The 16,571-nt window shown below is 64.1% G+C and carries 15 protein-coding genes; all 15 read right to left on the reverse strand.

Translation table 11 applies throughout. The features are described 5' to 3' along the window. Positions 1-172: 172 nt before the first annotated feature. Positions 173-1,174: an LLM class flavin-dependent oxidoreductase gene (locus ACSEXW_RS06005; RefSeq protein WP_438445209.1), complete on the reverse strand. Its 1,002-nt coding sequence runs from the start codon at positions 1,172-1,174 to the stop codon at positions 173-175. 28 nt (positions 1,175-1,202) lie between these two features. Next, entirely contained in the window at positions 1,203-1,682 is a 480-nt protein-coding gene (locus ACSEXW_RS06010; RefSeq protein ID WP_438445210.1) for a CcdC family protein, read from the reverse strand. Positions 1,683-1,874: 192 nt separating this feature from the next. Beyond that, complete coding sequence (locus tag ACSEXW_RS06015) at positions 1,875-3,107, reverse strand: pyridoxal-phosphate-dependent aminotransferase family protein (RefSeq protein ID WP_438445211.1); 1,233 nt, start codon at positions 3,105-3,107, stop codon at positions 1,875-1,877. Further along, positions 3,104-4,429 carry a Zn-dependent hydrolase gene (locus ACSEXW_RS06020; protein WP_438445212.1) on the reverse strand — a complete coding sequence of 442 codons (1,326 nt, stop codon included), beginning with the start codon at positions 4,427-4,429 and terminating at the stop codon, positions 3,104-3,106. Before ACSEXW_RS06020 ends, ACSEXW_RS06015 begins: the two co-directional genes overlap by 4 nt. Next, positions 4,426-5,844 carry an allantoinase AllB gene (gene allB / locus ACSEXW_RS06025; protein WP_438445213.1) on the reverse strand — a complete coding sequence of 473 codons (1,419 nt, stop codon included), beginning with the start codon at positions 5,842-5,844 and terminating at the stop codon, positions 4,426-4,428. Before allB ends, ACSEXW_RS06020 begins: the two co-directional genes overlap by 4 nt. Positions 5,845-5,941: 97 nt before the next feature. Further along, complete coding sequence (uraH, locus tag ACSEXW_RS06030) at positions 5,942-6,295, reverse strand: hydroxyisourate hydrolase (protein ID WP_438445214.1); 354 nt, start codon at positions 6,293-6,295, stop codon at positions 5,942-5,944. A gap of 61 nt (positions 6,296-6,356) precedes the next feature. Continuing rightward, positions 6,357-6,863: a 2-oxo-4-hydroxy-4-carboxy-5-ureidoimidazoline decarboxylase gene (gene uraD / locus ACSEXW_RS06035; RefSeq protein WP_438445215.1), complete on the reverse strand. Its 507-nt coding sequence runs from the start codon at positions 6,861-6,863 to the stop codon at positions 6,357-6,359. After that, the gene (locus tag ACSEXW_RS06040; RefSeq protein WP_438445216.1) at positions 6,836-8,701 is read right to left on the reverse strand and encodes an adenine deaminase; all 1,866 of its coding nucleotides are present in this window, start codon (positions 8,699-8,701) and stop codon (positions 6,836-6,838) included. Before ACSEXW_RS06040 ends, uraD begins: the two co-directional genes overlap by 28 nt. 19 nt (positions 8,702-8,720) lie before the next feature. Further along, on the reverse strand, positions 8,721-9,707 hold the full coding sequence (locus ACSEXW_RS06045; protein ID WP_438445217.1) for an aromatic ring-hydroxylating dioxygenase subunit alpha: 987 nt from the start codon (positions 9,705-9,707) through the stop codon (positions 8,721-8,723). Further along, positions 9,704-10,840, reverse strand: coding sequence for a BMP family ABC transporter substrate-binding protein (locus ACSEXW_RS06050; RefSeq protein WP_438445218.1), 1,137 nt, complete (start codon positions 10,838-10,840; stop codon positions 9,704-9,706). Before ACSEXW_RS06050 ends, ACSEXW_RS06045 begins: the two co-directional genes overlap by 4 nt. A 102-nt stretch (positions 10,841-10,942) precedes the next feature. Then, the gene (locus tag ACSEXW_RS06055; RefSeq protein ID WP_438445501.1) at positions 10,943-11,422 is read right to left on the reverse strand and encodes a (2Fe-2S)-binding protein; all 480 of its coding nucleotides are present in this window, start codon (positions 11,420-11,422) and stop codon (positions 10,943-10,945) included. Beyond that, positions 11,422-13,725 (reverse strand): xanthine dehydrogenase subunit D, encoded by a 2,304-nt coding sequence (gene pucD, locus ACSEXW_RS06060; RefSeq protein ID WP_438445219.1) that lies wholly within the window; start codon positions 13,723-13,725, stop codon positions 11,422-11,424. Before pucD ends, ACSEXW_RS06055 begins: the two co-directional genes overlap by 1 nt. After that, positions 13,709-14,614 carry an FAD binding domain-containing protein gene (locus ACSEXW_RS06065; protein ID WP_438445220.1) on the reverse strand — a complete coding sequence of 302 codons (906 nt, stop codon included), beginning with the start codon at positions 14,612-14,614 and terminating at the stop codon, positions 13,709-13,711. The genes pucD and ACSEXW_RS06065 overlap by 17 nt, the downstream gene beginning before the upstream one ends. 32 nt (positions 14,615-14,646) lie before the next feature. After that, positions 14,647-15,702, reverse strand: a complete 1,056-nt coding sequence (locus tag ACSEXW_RS06070) for an XdhC family protein (RefSeq protein WP_438445221.1) — start codon at positions 15,700-15,702, stop codon at positions 14,647-14,649. A 194-nt stretch (positions 15,703-15,896) separates the two neighbouring features. After that, a complete protein-coding gene (locus ACSEXW_RS06075; RefSeq protein WP_438445222.1) occupies positions 15,897-16,568 on the reverse strand; it encodes a nucleotidyltransferase family protein in 672 nt (223 codons plus the stop codon). Positions 16,569-16,571 lie beyond the last annotated feature (3 nt).

The following is a 16,571-nucleotide window of genomic DNA, read 5'->3' on the forward strand; positions in this document are numbered from 1 at the left end:
TCCATCCTTTGTTCTCCTTCGATACTTTTTAGCGGTTGGCAGACCGGCTAAAATTTTATCATCGAGTTCAAAGGATTGACTACTCATAGCTATAAGCTTCCTGAACCCCCAGTCGAACTGGGGGTTTTCTTATACAAAAAAGCCGGTCCAACCGGACCGGCTTCAAACCGTTTCAACCCATTCCGAACACTTCCGCCAACAGGCGGATGGACCGCAGCCTTGCTTCAAAGTCATGCACCGGCACCACCACCATTAATTCGTCGGCATCATAGCGGGCGCTGAGCGCCTCCAGCTTCGCCTTTACCTCTTCCGGCGTCCCGACGTTGCGGTGTCTCCGCTTCTCCTCCAGCTCGGACTGTTCGAAAGGGGTATAGGGATACGAGAGCGCCGTCTCGACCGACGGGATCCAAGGCAGCTCCTGACCCCGGGTCAGCCGGAGAAAGAACAGCTCCTGGGAGGAGGCGAGGTGCTCCGCTTCTTCCCGGGTATCGGCGCAGATGGCCAGAACGGCAATCATCGACCGGGGCTCCTGCTGTATGGCGGAAGGGCGGAACCGCTCCTTGTAATGACGAATGGCCGCCTCCCCTCCTGGAGATCCGAAAAACTCGGCGAACGCGAAGGAGACCCCCAGCTCCGCGGCAAGCCTAGCACTCTCCCCGCTGGAGCCCAGTAGCCACATCTCCGGCACGGTCGGGACGATCGGAGCCGCCGTCAGTCCTGAGAAACGGTGTCCCTCGGGCAAGCTGTCCCGAAGATATCCGATCAAGTCCGCCACTTGCCTAGGATATTCGTGTACGGAGGAGGCTTTGCCTTCCTGCAGAGCCCGGCTGGCAAGAGGCATGCCTCCCGGAGCCCGCCCCAGTCCCATGTCGATACGTCCGGGATGGAGGGCCTCCAGCAGGCGGAAGTTTTCCGCAGCCTTGTATGCACTGTAATGAGGCAGCATCACCCCGCCGGTACCGACGCGGATCGTCGATGTGCCTGCCGCAATGTGGGCCGCCAGCACCTCCGGGCTGGAGGATGCCAGAGCCTTGGAGCCGTGGTGCTCGGACATCCAGAACCGGCGGTAGCCCAGCCGTTCGGCTTCCTGCGCCAGCTGCAGCGATTCGGAGAGCGCATCCGCCACGGAGCGCCCCTCGCTGATCTGGGTATGATCCAAGATACTGAGCTTCATCCGGTATTCCTCCTGACACAAGTAGATCTTATCCTTTGATGCGTCCTCCGGTCAGATTCAGGAACGCCTTCAGCATGGCGGCACGCCACACCAGAATCATCCCGAACGCCAGGAGGTAAAAGACGGCACCGGTCTGCACGACGGTGATATGCTGCTCCACCCAATCGTGCAGGGCGATCCGGATCGCCAGCATGCCGATGATGATCCAGAGGAACGCTTTGGAGCGCTGGAGGTAAACGATGCCGTCCGTCAGCTCTAATCGCGTGCTGCGGATCAGCGGGTAGGAGAAAAGCACCGCTCCCGCCAGGAAGGCCGTGAGGCCCCAGGTCCAAGGTATTCGGGTCTGCGGCGCTACGAACATCATGAAGCCCGTCGACATGCCGATGGGAGGAATGATGATCTTCCGAAGGTTCGTGGGCTTGCCGGATGCCCTCATTCTCAAAAAAATAACCATAATGCCCGCAAATAAAGGAATGAGCATGGTGCCTAGCTGCTGCGCCGTCGTCATGGCTGAACTCTCCTGTTCATAATCGGAGATAAGCAGGATATTTTTATACGTTCGATAGGGAAAGCATCTATTCCGTTATACCACAATCGGAACGCCATGTTAAATGGATCGGCCCCGGAACGCCAAAACGGCATCCCGGAACTTACCCGGCCTGCCGTTTGGATATAAAAGAATAGTAGGACGAAGAGCGCATCACCCCGGTGTGCCGTAGACGCCAAGCGCCGCTTGGACACCCTCTCCGGCCGGGAGCTTCAGGCCCTGATGGAGCAGCACGGCTTCGAAAGCGCCGAGGAAGCGGAGGACATTGGACTTCCGGGCGCTGAAGCCCATGGTGCCGATCCGCCAGATCCGGCCCTTCAACGGTCCGAAGGAGCCGGCGATCTCCATATCGAAGTGCTCCAGCAGCATGCCCCGGACCGGCTCGTCGGGGATTCCGTCCGGGATCTCCACGCACGTGACCACCGGCAGCTTGCAGGACGGATCGCCGTACAGCGGCAGCCCCATAGCCTGTAGCCCCGCCATAAGCGCCCGCTCCTGGAGACGGTGCCGGGCGAACCGTTCCGTCAGCCCCTCCTCCAGCACGATCCGGAGCCCCTCCCGGAGCGCGTAGAGCATGGAGGTGGCCTCCGTATGATGGTTCAAGCGCGCGGGACTCCAATAGTCCTGCAGCATGCCGAGATCGAAGTAGTTGCTTCGCACCGGAATCCCTGCCGGCTCCCATACGGTTCCCGGAGGAGCGATGCCCCGCTCGATCTTCTTGCGGCGGAGGACCTTCTCCTCCACGCGGCTGTTGTAGGTGACGGGGGCCAGGCCCGAAGGAACGGAGAGGCATTTTTGCGTGCCGCCGATGACGGCGTCCAGCATCCAGTCCTCCGTCCGGACCGGCACGCCGCCGATGGTGGCCACCGCATCCACGATGAGGAGCACATCCAGCTCCCGGCATGCCCGTCCGATCTCCTCCAAGGGCTGCATCCGGCCCGTAGACGTCTCTCCGTGGACGATGGCCACGATCCGGGGGCGCTCCTTCCGGATGGCCCGGATGACCTCCTCCGGATCGAAGACCGTCCCCCACTCCTTCTCCAGCACGACGGTATCCGCACCGCATCGCTCTGCGATTTCTTGGAGAAGGTAGCCGAACCGGCCGAAGATCGGCACCAGAACCTTATCTCCGGGCTCGATGGTGCTGCAGAGCACCGCCTCAATGCCCGACCGTGAGGTCCCGTCGATGGGGAAGGCCCACCGGTTACCGGTCTCGAACAGCTCCCGGAGCAGCTCCATCGTTTCATTCATCAAGCCGGTGAACGCGGGATCGAACTGCCCCAGGATCGGATAGGATAAGGCCCGCAGGACTCGCGGGTCCACCTCCACCGGTCCCGGGGTCATGATGGTGCGCAAGGGCGGCGACCAGTCGGGAATCCGTCTCATGTGGTCCTCACCTCGTACGCCAGCTTGTACAGAAGATCGGTCAGGACCAGCACGCCCTCTGCGAGATGCTCGGGTGCCGTGTATTCCTCGGGCGAATGGCTGATGCCGCCCCGGCTCGGTACGAACACCAGAGCCGACGGGCATACGGCCTGGATCATCTGGGCATCGTGGCCGGCTCCGCTGGGCATGCGGCGGTACTTCATGCCGCAGGCCAGGGCCGACCGCTCCACCTTGGCCGCCAGCACGGCGTCCAAGGGCACCGGCGCGGTATTCACCCACAGCGACGACTCCAGGGACAGTCCCCGGGCTTCCGCAATGCGGCGAAACCGCTCCTCCATCCGGTCGCAGAAGGCCTCCAAGGCTTCTCCGTCCGAATGCCGGACGTCGGCGGTGAACCGGACCTCGCCCGGCACCACGTTGGGCGTATTGGGGTAGACCTCCATCCGTCCGACCGTTGCGACCAAGGGCTCGCCGTTCAAGAGCGCCATGTCCTCCAGCGCCACGGCCATGGCCGCCGCTCCCGCCAAGGCGTCGGAGCGCTGTCCCATCGGGGTCGTACCCGCATGGTTGGCGCTGCCTCGGACGGTGAAGGCGAACCGCTTCTGTCCGACGATGACTTCGGCGATGCCGATGGACAAGCCTTCGGCCTCCAGCACCGGCCCCTGTTCGATATGGACCTCCAGATAATGGGTCCAATCCGTCCCGCAGGGCTCGGGCTGATCCTCCCGGCCGAAGCCGGCGGCGGCCATCGCTTCCGGGAAGCGGATGCCTTCCGGGTCCTTCAGCGCGGCGATATCCGCATGCGTCCGCGCTCCGGTCAGAGAGCCGGAGCCCCAGTACGCCAACGGGAAGCGGCTTCCCTCCTCTTCGCAGAAGGCGGCCACTTCGATGCTGCGTACGGGCGGGCCGTACAATCGGCGGAGCAGATCCGCCGCCATCAGGCCGGCCACGATGCCGTAAGCTCCATCATACCGGCCGCCGCTGCGGACCGTATCGAAGTGGGAGCCAACCCCGATGGCGCCCGGGTTCCCGCTTGTGCCTTCCAGCCTGCCGAAGGTATTGCCGGTCCGGTCGGCCCGGACCGAGAAGCCCATCTCCCCCATCCGGTCGGCCAAGGCCGCACGGGCGCTCTGCCAAGCCTTATCGTACAGGAGACGAGTCACCCCGCCTCCTTCTTCTCCCCCGTATTGTGCCAGCCACGCAATCCACGCTTCTGCGTCCTTGGCCAATTCCTCGCGGTTCCATCTGCGGTGCGCGGTGCCGGCCAGTACATACCGGTCCCGTACGGGCGCTGCACCCCGCCGGATCTCCTTCGGATTCATCCTGCATCCACCCTTCCTGTCGTATGTGCGGGGCCACCGTGGCGGAGCCACGTCCCCTTTCCCGGAGCCAAGATCCCCCGGTCCAACTCGTAAACCATAACCCCCCGGCACAGGGTAGCCGTCACCCGGGCGCCGAAGGTATAGCCGATATAAGGGCTGTGCCGGTGGCGGTACAAGAGATGCTCCGGCTGCAGCGTATAGCTGCGGTTCGGGTCCAGCAGCACCAGATCCGCGTCTGCGCCTACGGCAATCGCCCCCTTGCGGGGATAGAGGCCGAACCGCCGGGCCGGCGCATAGGATAGCATCCTGCTGATTCGGGACAGCGGGATGCCCCGCTTCAGGGTCCCCTCCGTCACCATCAGCTCCAGCGTGCTCTGCGCCCCGGAGATGCCTCCCCAAGCGCCGAAGAACCCGCCTTCGCCCACTGTCTTCAGCTCCGTCGGACAGGGGGAGTGATCCGATGCGATGAGATCGATCCGGCCTTTGCGGACCGCGTCCCACAGCTTCTCCTGCTCCCGCTCCGAACGCAGAGGAGGCGCACACTTGGCGACGGGTCCCAGCTCCTCCATATCCTCCTCTTTCAAGGCCAGATAGTGGGGGCACGTCTCCACCGATACGTTCAGTCCGTGCTCGCGGGCCTTGTGGATCCGTTCCACCGCGGAGGCCGAGCTGATGTGGACGAAGTGGACGGCACATCCGGTCATCTCGGCGAAGAGCAGGGCTCTGCCCACGGCCTCCACCTCGGCCAGCACCGGACGGGAGGCGGCGAAATCGCGGGCGGACAGCCGGCCTTCCGCCACCGCCCGGGAGCCCAATCTGGAGGTGATGGACTCGCTCTCCGCGTGGAGCGCCAGCACCCCGCCCAGCTTGGCGATCCGGGCCATGCCTTCGAAGAGCGTCACGTCGTCCACCTCGCGGAAGGCCTCCTCGCCCTCTCCGCCGGGCGCAGACAGGAAAGCCTTAAACCCGGCCACCCCCGCCCGGTGGAGCTCCTCCAGCCGGTCCAGATTGCCGGGCACCAAGCCGCCCCACAGGGCATAGTCGACGGCCGAACCCGCTTCCGACGCCGCCTTCAGCTTCAGCTCCAGCGCCCGGAGATCCACGGTGGGCGGCAGTCCGTTCAGCGGCATATCGATGTACGTCGTCACCCCGCCCGCTGCCAGAGCTGACGAGCCGGCGGCGAAGCCCTCCCAATGTCCCATTCCGGGCTCATTCAAGTGGACGTGGGCGTCCACCACCCCGGGTAGCACCCAGCAGCCGCCCGCGTCAACCGGCCTCTCCTTCGCCTCCGACGCCGGAATCGAGGGCGCCAGACGGGCAATCCGCCCATCCTTGATGCCGATGTCCCACTCCATCATGTCATCCGCTATCAACACTCTTCCGTTCTTCACGATCCGATCCAAGCTCCATCCCATGCTTCCACCCCTATCCTGAAATAGCGATGTCCTCCCATGGACAGCGTCATGGCAGCCTTGAAAGGGCCGAAGCCCGCTCCAAGGGTCTTCCTTCCGTTCAGCTTCCCCTATAAGTGCTGTAGCCTCCCGGCGATACCAGGAGAGGAATATGATAATGGCTCTCCGGATCGGTCACCGTAAATCGGACGGGCACCGTTCCCAGAAAGCCGCTTGCTTCCGAGCCGAAATAATCGCCTGCGCCGAAGCGCAGCTCATACACCCCTGCCGCAAGCCCGGAGGCCAGCGGGGCTTCCGCCCTGCCGTCCCGGTTCAGGGTAACGGTTGCCAGCCGTTGCCACAGGGTGCCGTCCGCCTCTCCCCCCGGGCCAGCGAACCAAAGCTCCGCCTTTAAGCCGGCGGCCGGCTTACCCTTGGATAAGTCCAACGCGTGTGTGGTGATGCAGCCTCCCATCCGACTTCCTCCATTCCTCCCCGGCAGGCCGCTCTTCCGGCATAGGCCTCGGCTGCCTCCGTTAATCTGGCGACACCGCATCCTCCAGCCGGAACCGGGTGATACGGCCTACCTCCTGAAGCGCCCGCGCCAGCTCGGCTTCCCGTCCGCTGCGGCAGCGCTCCCTCATGGAGGCGATGATGTCCTCCTTGCTCTTCCCTTTCACCGCGATGATGAAGGGGAAGCCGAACTTGGCCTTGTACAGCCGGTTCAAAGCTAACAGATACCTGTACTCACGGCGATCCAGCCGGTCCAGCCCTGCGCCGGACTGCTCCTTTCGGGAGTCGTCCGTCATGGCAATCCGGGCGCCCAGATCCGGATGGGCCCGAAGCAGTGTCAGCTGCGCCTCCCCGCCGGCTTCGTCCACCACCTGAAGCATGGCGCCGTGAAGCTCCTCCGCACTGGAGAAGGGGCGGCTCAGCCAGGCCTCCTCGGCCACCCAGGGGGAGTGCTCGAAGAGGCCTCCCAGTCGGGCCGCGAATTCCTCCCGGTCCCAGCCGTTCAGCTCACGCAGCGTCCATCGGCCCATTCCGCTTCCTCCTCTACGAAGAGCGGCACCTTGCGGATGCCCTCCGGCGAAATCTTGACCAGTCCCTGATCCGACAGCCGGAGCTCGGGAATGACGACCAGCGCCAGCAGCGAGATGGTCATCAGCGCCGCATTCAGCTTACAGCCCGCCTCTGCAAGAGCATCACCCACCGCCTTGTAACCGGCGGCCACCTCCTCCGGAGGCGAATCGGACATCAGCCCCGCCACAGGCAGCGGAAGAAGCGTCAGCGAGCCGTCCGCCAGCGACACCGCGATGCCGCCTTGGGCGCGGACCACCGCGTTGGCCGCTTCGGCCATCCGGCCGTCGTCGCTGCCGATGACCAGCAGATTGTGGCTGTCATGGGCTACGGTCATGGCGATGGCCGCCGGCTGACGGAAGCCGAGGCCGGTGACGAAGCCCACCGAGCGGGCTCCGCTTCCATGATGCCGTTCGACCACGGCCATCTTGCACAAGCCCGAGGCCGGAGCGATCTTGGCCGAACCGTTCTCAACGGGGATCCTGACGAAGGCTTCCCGGGTCTCCGCATGGTTCTCCAGCACCTGGATGGCACGGGCTGTAGCCATGCCGGAAGAGATGGGGGCCGCAACGGCGAAGTCCTTCTCCGAGAAGTCCGGCGCCAGCTTCACCGTGGCTTTGGCCGCGGCCGGGAATACGTAAGGCTCCCACTCCGCCGTCATCCGCCCGTTCTCGGCCGCCACCCGCCCCGCCGCGATGGTCACAGCCGGCTTCACGTCCGCGAGCGGTCCGTCCAGGATCAGCAGATCCGCATAGCGGCCGGGGGTGACGGAGCCCACATCCTGCGACACTCCGAAGCGCTCCGCCGTATTGAGCGTCGCCATCTGGAATGCCGTCACCGGGTTGAGCCCTTGACGGATCGCTACCCGGAGAACATGATCCATGTGCCCCTCCTCCAGGATAGAGACGGAGCTTCGGTCGTCCGTCACCAGGAGGATCCGCCGGGCGGCGATGCCGAGCTCCGTGTGGGCCCGGATCGTCCGGGCCACATCCTGCCAGGCGGAGGCCTCCCGCAGCTTCGCGTACATGCCGAGCCGCACGCGCTCCACTACATCCTCCGGGGTCACGCACTCGTGATCGCCGGTGATGCCGGCGGCCGCATAGACTGGCAGCCGCCAATCGGAGGCCGGCCAGGTGAAGTGGCCGTCTACGATTTTGCCTGCGCGGAGGGTGGCTTGGATCTCCCCGATCATCTTGCCGTCGCCGTATACGACGCCCGGGAAATTCATCACCTCGCCCAACGCTATGACGTCCGGCCCCCAGGTGAAGGCCTCCGCCACCTCCGCCGGTCCGATGGATGCTCCGGAGGTCTCCAGCTCGGGACCGGTGGACGGCACGCAGGAGGGCACCTGCAGGTATGCCGCCAGCGGCGTCCCCCGCGCCTCCTCCAGGAGAAGCCGGAGCCCATCCAACCCCAGCACGTTGACGATCTCGTGGGGATCGAAGAAGCCTCCCGTCGTCCCGTGAGGCAATACGGCTCTTGCGAAGGGACCGGCCGTCATCTGGGCGCTCTCGATATGGCAATGACCATCGAGCAGTCCAGGCGTGACATACCGACCGGCCGCATCGATGACGACCGTCTCTCCTCCGATATAACGGCTGACGTCCTTGCCCACATAGGCGATCCGGGAGCCGCAGACCGCCACGGACATGCCCGGGAGAACCTCCCCGGAGCAGACATTGACCAGGTTGCCGTTCTTCACCACCAGCGTGGCCGGCCGCTCTCCCCTTGCTGTTGCCAGAAGCTCCGGCAGGACGTCAGCCAAGGGCTCTCTTTTGAATGGTCCGATGCTTCGTTTCATACGGGCTCCTCCTTCTCCCTCACTCGGTGCCGAACGTGACGCCCGCATCCAACAAATATTTGCGGTACGCGATGCTGACCCGGTCGCACTTCAGGTGCAGCTCCGCCTGGAGATCCAACGGAAGCAGCTCCGGCTTCTGGTTCTCCACGATCCGTTTGTCCTGCTCCAGGAGCCGGTCCTGGAAATCGATGAAGACCTGGTCCGGCACCTCCGGAGCATAATTCCGGAGCTGGAGCATATAGGCGGTGCAGGCGGTCTCTGAATCCGGGTTCACCATCAGGAACAGGTGGAACACCTCATCGGTGCCGGCCGTGCGCTTCGTCAGCCTGACGAAGAGGGGGCTTATGATTTCATATATATAGCGGTTTGTGACGCCTAGACCTCTTCCGTCCGGGTCCGGCTGGTAGATCTCGATCTCGTCGGACCGGAGAATCCCGTCCGCCCCGGACGTCATCTGGTATTCGCCGATCTCAGCATGGGCGCTGTCACCCAACAGCCCCTCGTGAACGAACATCAAATGGGAGACATCGAGGAAATTCTCGATCACCCGGGGGGCCGATGCCTGAACCGGATATGGGCCCATCAGGATGGACAGCAGCTCCCGGTCGATCAGACCGGACAGCTCCGGCTCCGGAGCCTCGGGCTCCCCGATACAGACCCAGACCAGCCCTTCCCGTTCCATACACCCGTATGCGGCCGTCCTGGCCTTGGACGGAATGGCCTGCCCTTCCGGCAGCGCCGGAATCCATACGCAGGCGCCGCACGTATCGTACCGCCAGCCGTGGTACGCGCATACGAGCTCCTCTCCCTCCACCCGGCCCAGGGAGAGGGGGACTCCCCGGTGCACGCACAGATCGCGGAAGGCGTGCACCCCTTGGGAGCTGCGGAACAGAACAAGCTTCACGCCGAGGACAGTAACGGGTACGGGCTCCGTTCCGACGTCTGCGCTTCTCGCCGCCGGGTGCCACCGGCCCGAGAGCGCGGGATCCTCCACCAAGGTCCTCATTTCGGGATCGTCCCCTTAATGCCCTTGACGAACCAGGTCATGTTCAGGATGTCCTCGTCCTTCATCGTCTGGCCGGCTGGCACCACTTCCTTGCCGTCCTGATTGGAGATCGGGCCCTTGAAGACCTCGAAGGAGCCGCCCAAAATCTCATCCTTCTTCTTCTGCACCAAGTCCTTGACGTCCTGGGGCACGTTTTTGCCGAAGGGTGCGATGTCGGTAATGCCGTCCTTCATGGGTCCCCAATAGCTCTCCGATTTCCAGGTGCCGTCCATGACGGCCTTTACGGTCTTCACGTAGTACGGTCCCCAGTTCCACATCGGGTTCGAGATATAGAAGTCCGGCGCGAAGCGGCTCATGTCGGAGTCGTTGCCGATTCCCCAGACGCTCCGTTCCGCCGCCGCTTGAATGCTGGCCGGGGAATCCTGGTAGGCCGCCAGAACGTCGACGCCCTTATCCAGCAGACTGATGGCCGCCTGGCGCTCCGTCGCCGGATCGTACCAGGTATTGCTCCATACCACGCTGACCTCTGCGTTGGGATTGACGCTTTGGGCGCCCAGCGTGAAGGCGTTGATCGTATAGATGACTTCCGGAATCGGATAGGCCCCCACATAGCCCAGCTTGTTGTTCTTGGTCATCCTGCCGGCCGCCATGCCGACCAGGTAGGCGCTCTGGTATTCGCGGCCCATGTAGGTTGCCAGATTGGCGGCCGTCTTGTAGCCGGTGGCGTGGAGGAACTTCACCTTGGGGAACTTCTTCGCCACGTTCACCATATAGTCCATGTAGCCGAAGCTCGTGCCGATGACCACATCGTTCTTCTCCGCCAGCTCCGTAAAGACGCGTTCGGCGTCGGGACCCTCGGGGACATTCTCCACGAAGGTGGCCTTGATCCCCAGCTCCTTCTCCATCATCAAGCGGCCCTTGTCATGCTCGAAGGTCCAGCCGCCGTCCCCGGGTACCCCGAGATAGACGAAAGCGACTCTCGGCTTCCCGATCCCCGCTTGCGGCGAAGCCGCCGGGCTGAGAGCCGCAGCCGTGGCTGCGGGAGAAGACGTTCCGGAGGAGCCTGCATCGCTGGAACAGGCCGTAACAAGAACAAGCGCGAATGCAACCAACAACAGCAACCCTTTTCTCATATGCAGGTTTCCTCCCTATGGTTGGAACGCTAGGGACGTTCCTTCTCTCTGTGGTCATCGCGCATCTCGAGCCTGTCTGCGGACTCCGGTCGTTTCCTCCGTCTATTCCACCTTGCACCCCGTCGCCAGCCGGACCGCGGCTCTCAGGATCCCTTCATAGCCGGTGCACCGGCATAAGTTGCCGCTTAACGCCTCCAGAATCTCTTCGCGGGTGGGCGCCGCCTCCCGGTCGAACAAGCCCTTCAGGCTGACCACCATCCCCGGCGTGCAATAGCCGCATTGCAGCCCGCCCTCCTCGAGAAGCGCCGTCTGGATCGGATGAAGCTCTTCCTCCGCCACACCCTCCGAGGTGACGATGCTCTTGCCGTCAATCTGATAGGCCATGAGCAGGCAGGCGTTCATCGGCTCCCCGTCCACCAGCACCATACAAGCGCCGCAGCGGCCCGCCTCGCAGCCCGGCTTGGTTCCCGTCAGACCCAGATCCGACCGGAGAAGGTCCAGCACCCGGGTCATGGGCCCCACAGTCCGCTTCACCTCTATGCCGTTGATCGTACAGGCCAACCGGAATCCGGTTTCGATCATCATACCGTCACTCCCTTTTCCATGACTTCCATCCAGCTTGCCGCCAACCGCTCCGGCTTCACCGGCAGGCGCTCCACCCATTGGCCGCAGGCATCCCGGATCGCGGCCGCCACTGCCGGGGCAAGCGCCACGGTCCCGATCTCCCCGACGCCCCGGGGACCAAAAGCATCCCCTTCGGGCAGCTCTTCCACCGCTTCGACCCGCACCACCTCCGGGATATCCGCCACAGTCGGAATCATATAAGTGTCCAGCTGTCCGCGAACATACTCCCCTTCCTGCATCACGACGTCCTCGGTCAAGGTAAAGCCTAGTGCCATGATGCTGCCGCCTTCGATCTGTCCGAGGAAGCCCATGGGATTCACCACCGGACCCGCCGCCACCGCATGATCGGTCCGCAGCACCTGGACCTTGCCGGTCAGGAGGTTCACCTCCACCTCTACCACCACAGAGCCGTACGTGTAGAGAAAATGGGAGCCCGGCACCGGATCCGGCGTCGGCGTGACGGGAAAGGCGAAGGTGGTCTCCGAGACCACGGGCTCCCCCAGCCAGCCGCTTAAGGCGGCGTAGGTCATCACCGGCCCCATCTCGTCCGCACCCTCCTCCCGCACCTCCTTCAGCCAGATCCCGCCTGGTCCCAGCCGCATGGAGGAGGACGGCCTTCCCGTCCGCTTGGCCGCCGCTCCCAGCACCTTATCTTCGAAGTCCGGCGCCAGCTTCTGCAGCGCCTGCCAGGCCATGGCCGTCGCCCGGGAAGCGGTGGCGGAGCCCGTATGAGGGACGGCGTCCGTATCGCCGATGGCGATCTGGATGTCCTCCGCGCTGCAGCCGAACCGCTCCTTCACGAGCAGCGTCAGCACGGACAGGATCCCTTGACCGAACTCCTCGAAGCCGAAGGCGGCTTCGATGCGGCCGTCCCGGGTCAGGGAGAGCCGCCCACCGGCGGGATCCGGGATCCCATGGCCCAGGCCGCCGCCGTGCATGACCACGGCTGCCCCCACGCCTCGGCGCAGCCACGGCAGTTCCCCCCGCTCCGGCATGCCCCGGAGCTTCATCAGCGGCGAGGCCGCCGCCTTCTCCCACACCTGTAGCGCTCCGTCCGTCGGTACGATGATCTGCCCCAAGGGCCCCGGATCGTCCCGGTGCCGAAGATTGAGCCGCCGGAATTCCCACGGGTCCATTCCCAGCTTCTCCGCAAGGCGGTCCATCTGCCCTTCGACGGCGAAGATCACCTGGTTGCCGCCGAAGCCCCGGTACTCGCCGGCCACCCCGTTGTTGGTATAGGCGCTGCGCCCCCGGATCTCCACGTGGGGAATGCGGTAAGCCCCCGCCGCATGCTCCGTTGCGAATTGGAGCACCTCCCGCCCCAAGGTGGCATAGGCCCCCGTATCGGCCAGAATATGGACCTCATGGGCGATGAGCCGCCCCTCCGCATCTGCCCCTGTTCTCATCCGGATCTTCATCGGGTGCCGCTTGATGCTGGTCCGCATGGATTCCCGCCGGCTGTTGTGAATCTTCACCGGACGCCCCGTGGCCAAGGCCAGCAGAGCGCCGTAAGGTTGAATGTTCAGCTCATCCTTACCGCCGAAGGAGCCGCCGATGGGGCTCGACACCACCCGGATGGAGGGCTCGGGCACGGCCAGAATCCGGGCCAGCTGCATCCGGTCCTTGTACCCGTGCTGTGTGGGCGAGTACACCGTAAGTCTGCCGTTCTCCTCGGGAACGAAGAGTCCGCCCTCTGTTTCCATATAGAGATGAAGCTGCCGGGGGGTATAATAGGTTTCCTCCACGATATGGACGCAGGAGGCCCAGGCCGACTCCACTTCCCCCTTCGAGACGGACGTGGAGTGAAGGAGATTCCCCTCCGGATGCAGCTTCACCGCATCCGCCTCCAACGCCTTCTCCGGGTCGTGGACGCCGGGGAGAGGCTCGTAGTCCACCCGGATCAGCCGGAGGGCGGCTTCCGCCGCTTCTGGCGACTCCGCCGCCACCGCCGCTACGGCGTCTCCGACGTTGCGGACCCGGGTGTCGCAGAAGACCGGCTGGTCCGGCTTGGAGATGCCGAAACGGTTCCAGCCCGGCACGTCCTTGGCCGTCAGCACCGCCAGCACCCCCGGCACCGCCTTTGCCTCCCGCGTATCCACCGCCAGGATCAGAGCATGGGGATGCCGGCTGCGGAGCACTCTTCCATAGAGCATACCGGGCACGCTCAAGTCCGTCAGGTACCGGAGCTTGCCGGTCACCTTGTCCTTCCCGTCGGGCCGAATCATCCATCGGTCCTTATGGGTATCACGATCCATCCTCATGGCCGTCACCTCCTCTTCGCCCCAGCCGGTACAGCTCCGCCGCCGTCAGATTGGCCGCCGTCCGCTTGCGGTAGACCGCCGGCGCATAATCATCGCTGAAATCCGGCATCTCCGCTTCTACCGCCAGGTAAACACCCGGGGCCGCCTGGTCCGGATGACTCCAGCGGGCCACCTCCTCCGACCGCTTGAGCCGCAGCGGCCGCATGGAACCGCCGCCCGCCGCCAGCCTCACCTCGTCGATCCGTCCTCCCTCCCCGGTCTGGAACCAGCCGGACACCGTCAGCACCGCCGGGGAGAACCGCTCTCTTCTTCCGATCTTGTGGAAGAAGGGAACTGCAGAAGCCGGCAGGGCAGGCAGCTTCATGCCAACCAGCAGCAGCTCCGCGGGACGAAAGGATAGGGAGAGCCAATCCGAGACCGGTATCCGGTCCGTCCTTCTGCCGTCGTACACCATAAGCACGGCATCCGAGGCCAGAAGCGCCGGCAGCAGATCTCCGGTCCCCGTCATCACGTTTCCCCCGACCGTCGCCTGATTCCTTACCGAGGGAGCGGCGATCTTGGCAGCAGCCATCCGCAGAAGCGGACTGGCAAACCGCACCGCCTCGTGCTTCAGGAGCTCCGCCATCCGAACAGCCGAGCCCACTGTCAGATGACCGTCCCGCTGAAGATGCAGAGATCGAAGAGCCGCAATGCTCTCCAGGCTGACCACATGCTCCGGCATCGGAGCAAGCTCCGCCTCCCAACGGGTCCGCAGCCAGGTTCCTCCGGCCACATACAAGGCTGCCTCCCCGAACCGGCGCTTGCATTGCCACGCTTCCTCCAGGGTATTCGGCCGCCAGAGCACCGTCTTCTTCCCCCCGGCGGACAACCGTTCCGATTCCATCGCCATGCTGCTCCACCTCCTGCAGATTCCCCTTCGTCCTATTTCACGTCCTTCACCGGACAGCTTCGAAGCATCTGCCGGTCCCCGACGCTCCTGCGCGTCTGCCGGCCGTCCCGGATCCCGCCTGCAGTCCCGCTGCGCGCTTCCGATGCCGCATCGGCGATGAGCTCCGCGACGATGCTGACTGCGATCTGCATGGGACCCTCCGCCCCGATGGCCAAGCCGACCGGCCCATGGATCCGGGGATCCTCCGGTGCAGCCAGATTCTCCAGCAGCCTGGACACCCGCATCCGGGATCCCAGGATCCCAATATATCGGACCGGCAGGGCAACAAGCTGCTCCAGCAGGCTTCGGTCATGCTGATAATGATGACTTAACAGCAGAACCCGGTCCCGCGGTCCCGGCTTTACCGCATCGATCAGCTCCGTTACGGGAGCAAGGACCCGGCTGATATCGGCCGCTTCCTGCTCCGGGCCGCCGCTTCGTTCCCGCCAATCGGCCAAGACAGCCTGGAAGCCCGATTGAACCGCCAGCTCCGCTACGGGAAGCCGTTCCGGCCCTCCTCCGAAGAGAAGGATCCGAGGCTTGGGACCGTATCGGGCCGACCAGGTCCAATACGAGCGAACCACCCGGCCGAACCGTTTGCTGGTCCCGCCCTCTTCAATGAGCCGGTACGCCTGCACCCGGCCCCGGTGATCCAGAATACGGTTGAAGACGACCTCCTTGCCCTGGTCGATCCAATACCGGAGCTGGAGCAGCGCCTCCTTCAGCTCCCCCTCCAGCGGCTCCAGCAGCACCGTGACCGAGCCTCCGCAGAATGCCGGCTCCCCCCATACGGGATCCTCCGTTTCATCCAAATCGTAGGTAACCGTGGCCGCGTGGCCGCTCTCGATCACCGCTCGCGCATGCTCCGCCAGGTCCGCCTCCAGACAGCCCGGACTTAAGACTCCGGCTGCAGGACCGTCGCTTCCGAACAGCATGAGGGCGCCGGGCTTCCGGTAGGAATGACCCTTAACCGCAAGCAGAGTGGCCACTGCATACCGCTCCTGATCCCCCGCATGCCACCTTTGAAACAGTTCATGAATGCCCTCCATACCGACGCCTCCTTGTCAGGTTTGGTTTATTCTCCAAAAAATCTTAGAATCACTATATGAAAATGTTATGTTTACGTCAATTATTATAACACCGTTTTGTGTTCATTGACAAAAAAATAGACGAAATTTATGCATCTCGCATAAAAATCGTCTGGTTTGTGTTAGTTATACTGACAATACTCCGATTTTCCGCTTCATTCCACCCCTGGAATACTCCCCATCGCTCCTGCCCGTACGCGTGCAGCCGCCAGATCCTCCGGCGTATCCACATCGAACAGCATTCCCGGATCCGCAGGAACCGCCACCCGGCCCGCATAGCGGCCTGAGGCGATCAGCACCCCCGCCCCCCGGTCTCCGGTCAACAGCTTCATGGCATCGGCGCACATCCGCCACGACAATACCGCGGGAGGAGTAGCCGCTTCTCCAATGCCGCTCGCGGCGTACTGCAGACCCGGCCGGCTCCGATACATCGACAGCAGCCCGCACAGCCACTCCGCCGTAACGAAGGGCTGATCGGCCAGCTGAACGAGCACAGCGTCGGGCGCCCAAGCCTCCAGCGCTTGTAGCCCCCTCCGTAACGAATGGGACAGTCCTTGCTCCGCCTCCTCGCAGGGGACGATCACCCAAGGCGCCGCCGGCGCCTCTCGATCGTATGCTTGCACAGCCACTCTCCTCGGTTCAAGGGGGAGCCAGTGCAGCGGATCATCCGTCCGCACTACAACCGCTACAGCCCCGAGCCCGAGCTCCATCATCGCCTCCAACCCGGCGCCGCCCATGCGTAGAGCTCCCGTCCATGCCAGATCCTGCTTTCTCTTGCCCATGCGGGAGCCCTTCCCCGCGGCCAGATACAGACCCGCCACCTTCATGAC

This window comes from Oryzibacillus soli, assembly GCF_051594765.1.
Taxonomy (GTDB): domain Bacteria; phylum Bacillota; class Bacilli; order Paenibacillales; family NBRC-103111; genus Paenibacillus_AR.

Bases quoted from the DNA above. Each gene is read 5' to 3' on its own strand.
- ACSEXW_RS06020 (WP_438445212.1), bottom strand. From the start codon at position 4,429: ATGAATCCGAAGGAGATCCGGCGGGGTGCAGCGCCCGTACGGGACCGG.
- ACSEXW_RS06005 (WP_438445209.1), bottom strand. From the start codon at position 1,174: ATGAAGCTCAGTATCTTGGATCATACCCAGATCAGCGAGGGGCGCTCC.
- ACSEXW_RS06045 (WP_438445217.1), bottom strand. From the start codon at position 9,707: ATGAGGACCTTGGTGGAGGATCCCGCGCTCTCGGGCCGGTGGCACCCG.
- uraH (WP_438445214.1), bottom strand. From the start codon at position 6,295: ATGGGAGGCTGCATCACCACACACGCGTTGGACTTATCCAAGGGTAAG.
- pucD (WP_438445219.1), bottom strand. From the start codon at position 13,725: ATGAGGATGGATCGTGATACCCATAAGGACCGATGGATGATTCGGCCC.
- ACSEXW_RS06075 (WP_438445222.1), bottom strand. From the start codon at position 16,568: ATGAAGGTGGCGGGTCTGTATCTGGCCGCGGGGAAGGGCTCCCGCATG.
- ACSEXW_RS06015 (WP_438445211.1), bottom strand. From the start codon at position 3,107: ATGAGACGGATTCCCGACTGGTCGCCGCCCTTGCGCACCATCATGACC.
- ACSEXW_RS06050 (WP_438445218.1), bottom strand. From the start codon at position 10,840: ATGAGAAAAGGGTTGCTGTTGTTGGTTGCATTCGCGCTTGTTCTTGTT.
- ACSEXW_RS06010 (WP_438445210.1), bottom strand. From the start codon at position 1,682: ATGACGACGGCGCAGCAGCTAGGCACCATGCTCATTCCTTTATTTGCG.
- ACSEXW_RS06040 (WP_438445216.1), bottom strand. From the start codon at position 8,701: ATGAAACGAAGCATCGGACCATTCAAAAGAGAGCCCTTGGCTGACGTC.
- uraD (WP_438445215.1), bottom strand. From the start codon at position 6,863: ATGGGCCGATGGACGCTGCGTGAGCTGAACGGCTGGGACCGGGAGGAA.
- ACSEXW_RS06055 (WP_438445501.1), bottom strand. From the start codon at position 11,422: ATGATCGAAACCGGATTCCGGTTGGCCTGTACGATCAACGGCATAGAG.
- allB (WP_438445213.1), bottom strand. From the start codon at position 5,844: ATGGGATGGAGCTTGGATCGGATCGTGAAGAACGGAAGAGTGTTGATA.
- ACSEXW_RS06070 (WP_438445221.1), bottom strand. From the start codon at position 15,702: ATGGAGGGCATTCATGAACTGTTTCAAAGGTGGCATGCGGGGGATCAG.
- ACSEXW_RS06065 (WP_438445220.1), bottom strand. From the start codon at position 14,614: ATGGCGATGGAATCGGAACGGTTGTCCGCCGGGGGGAAGAAGACGGTG.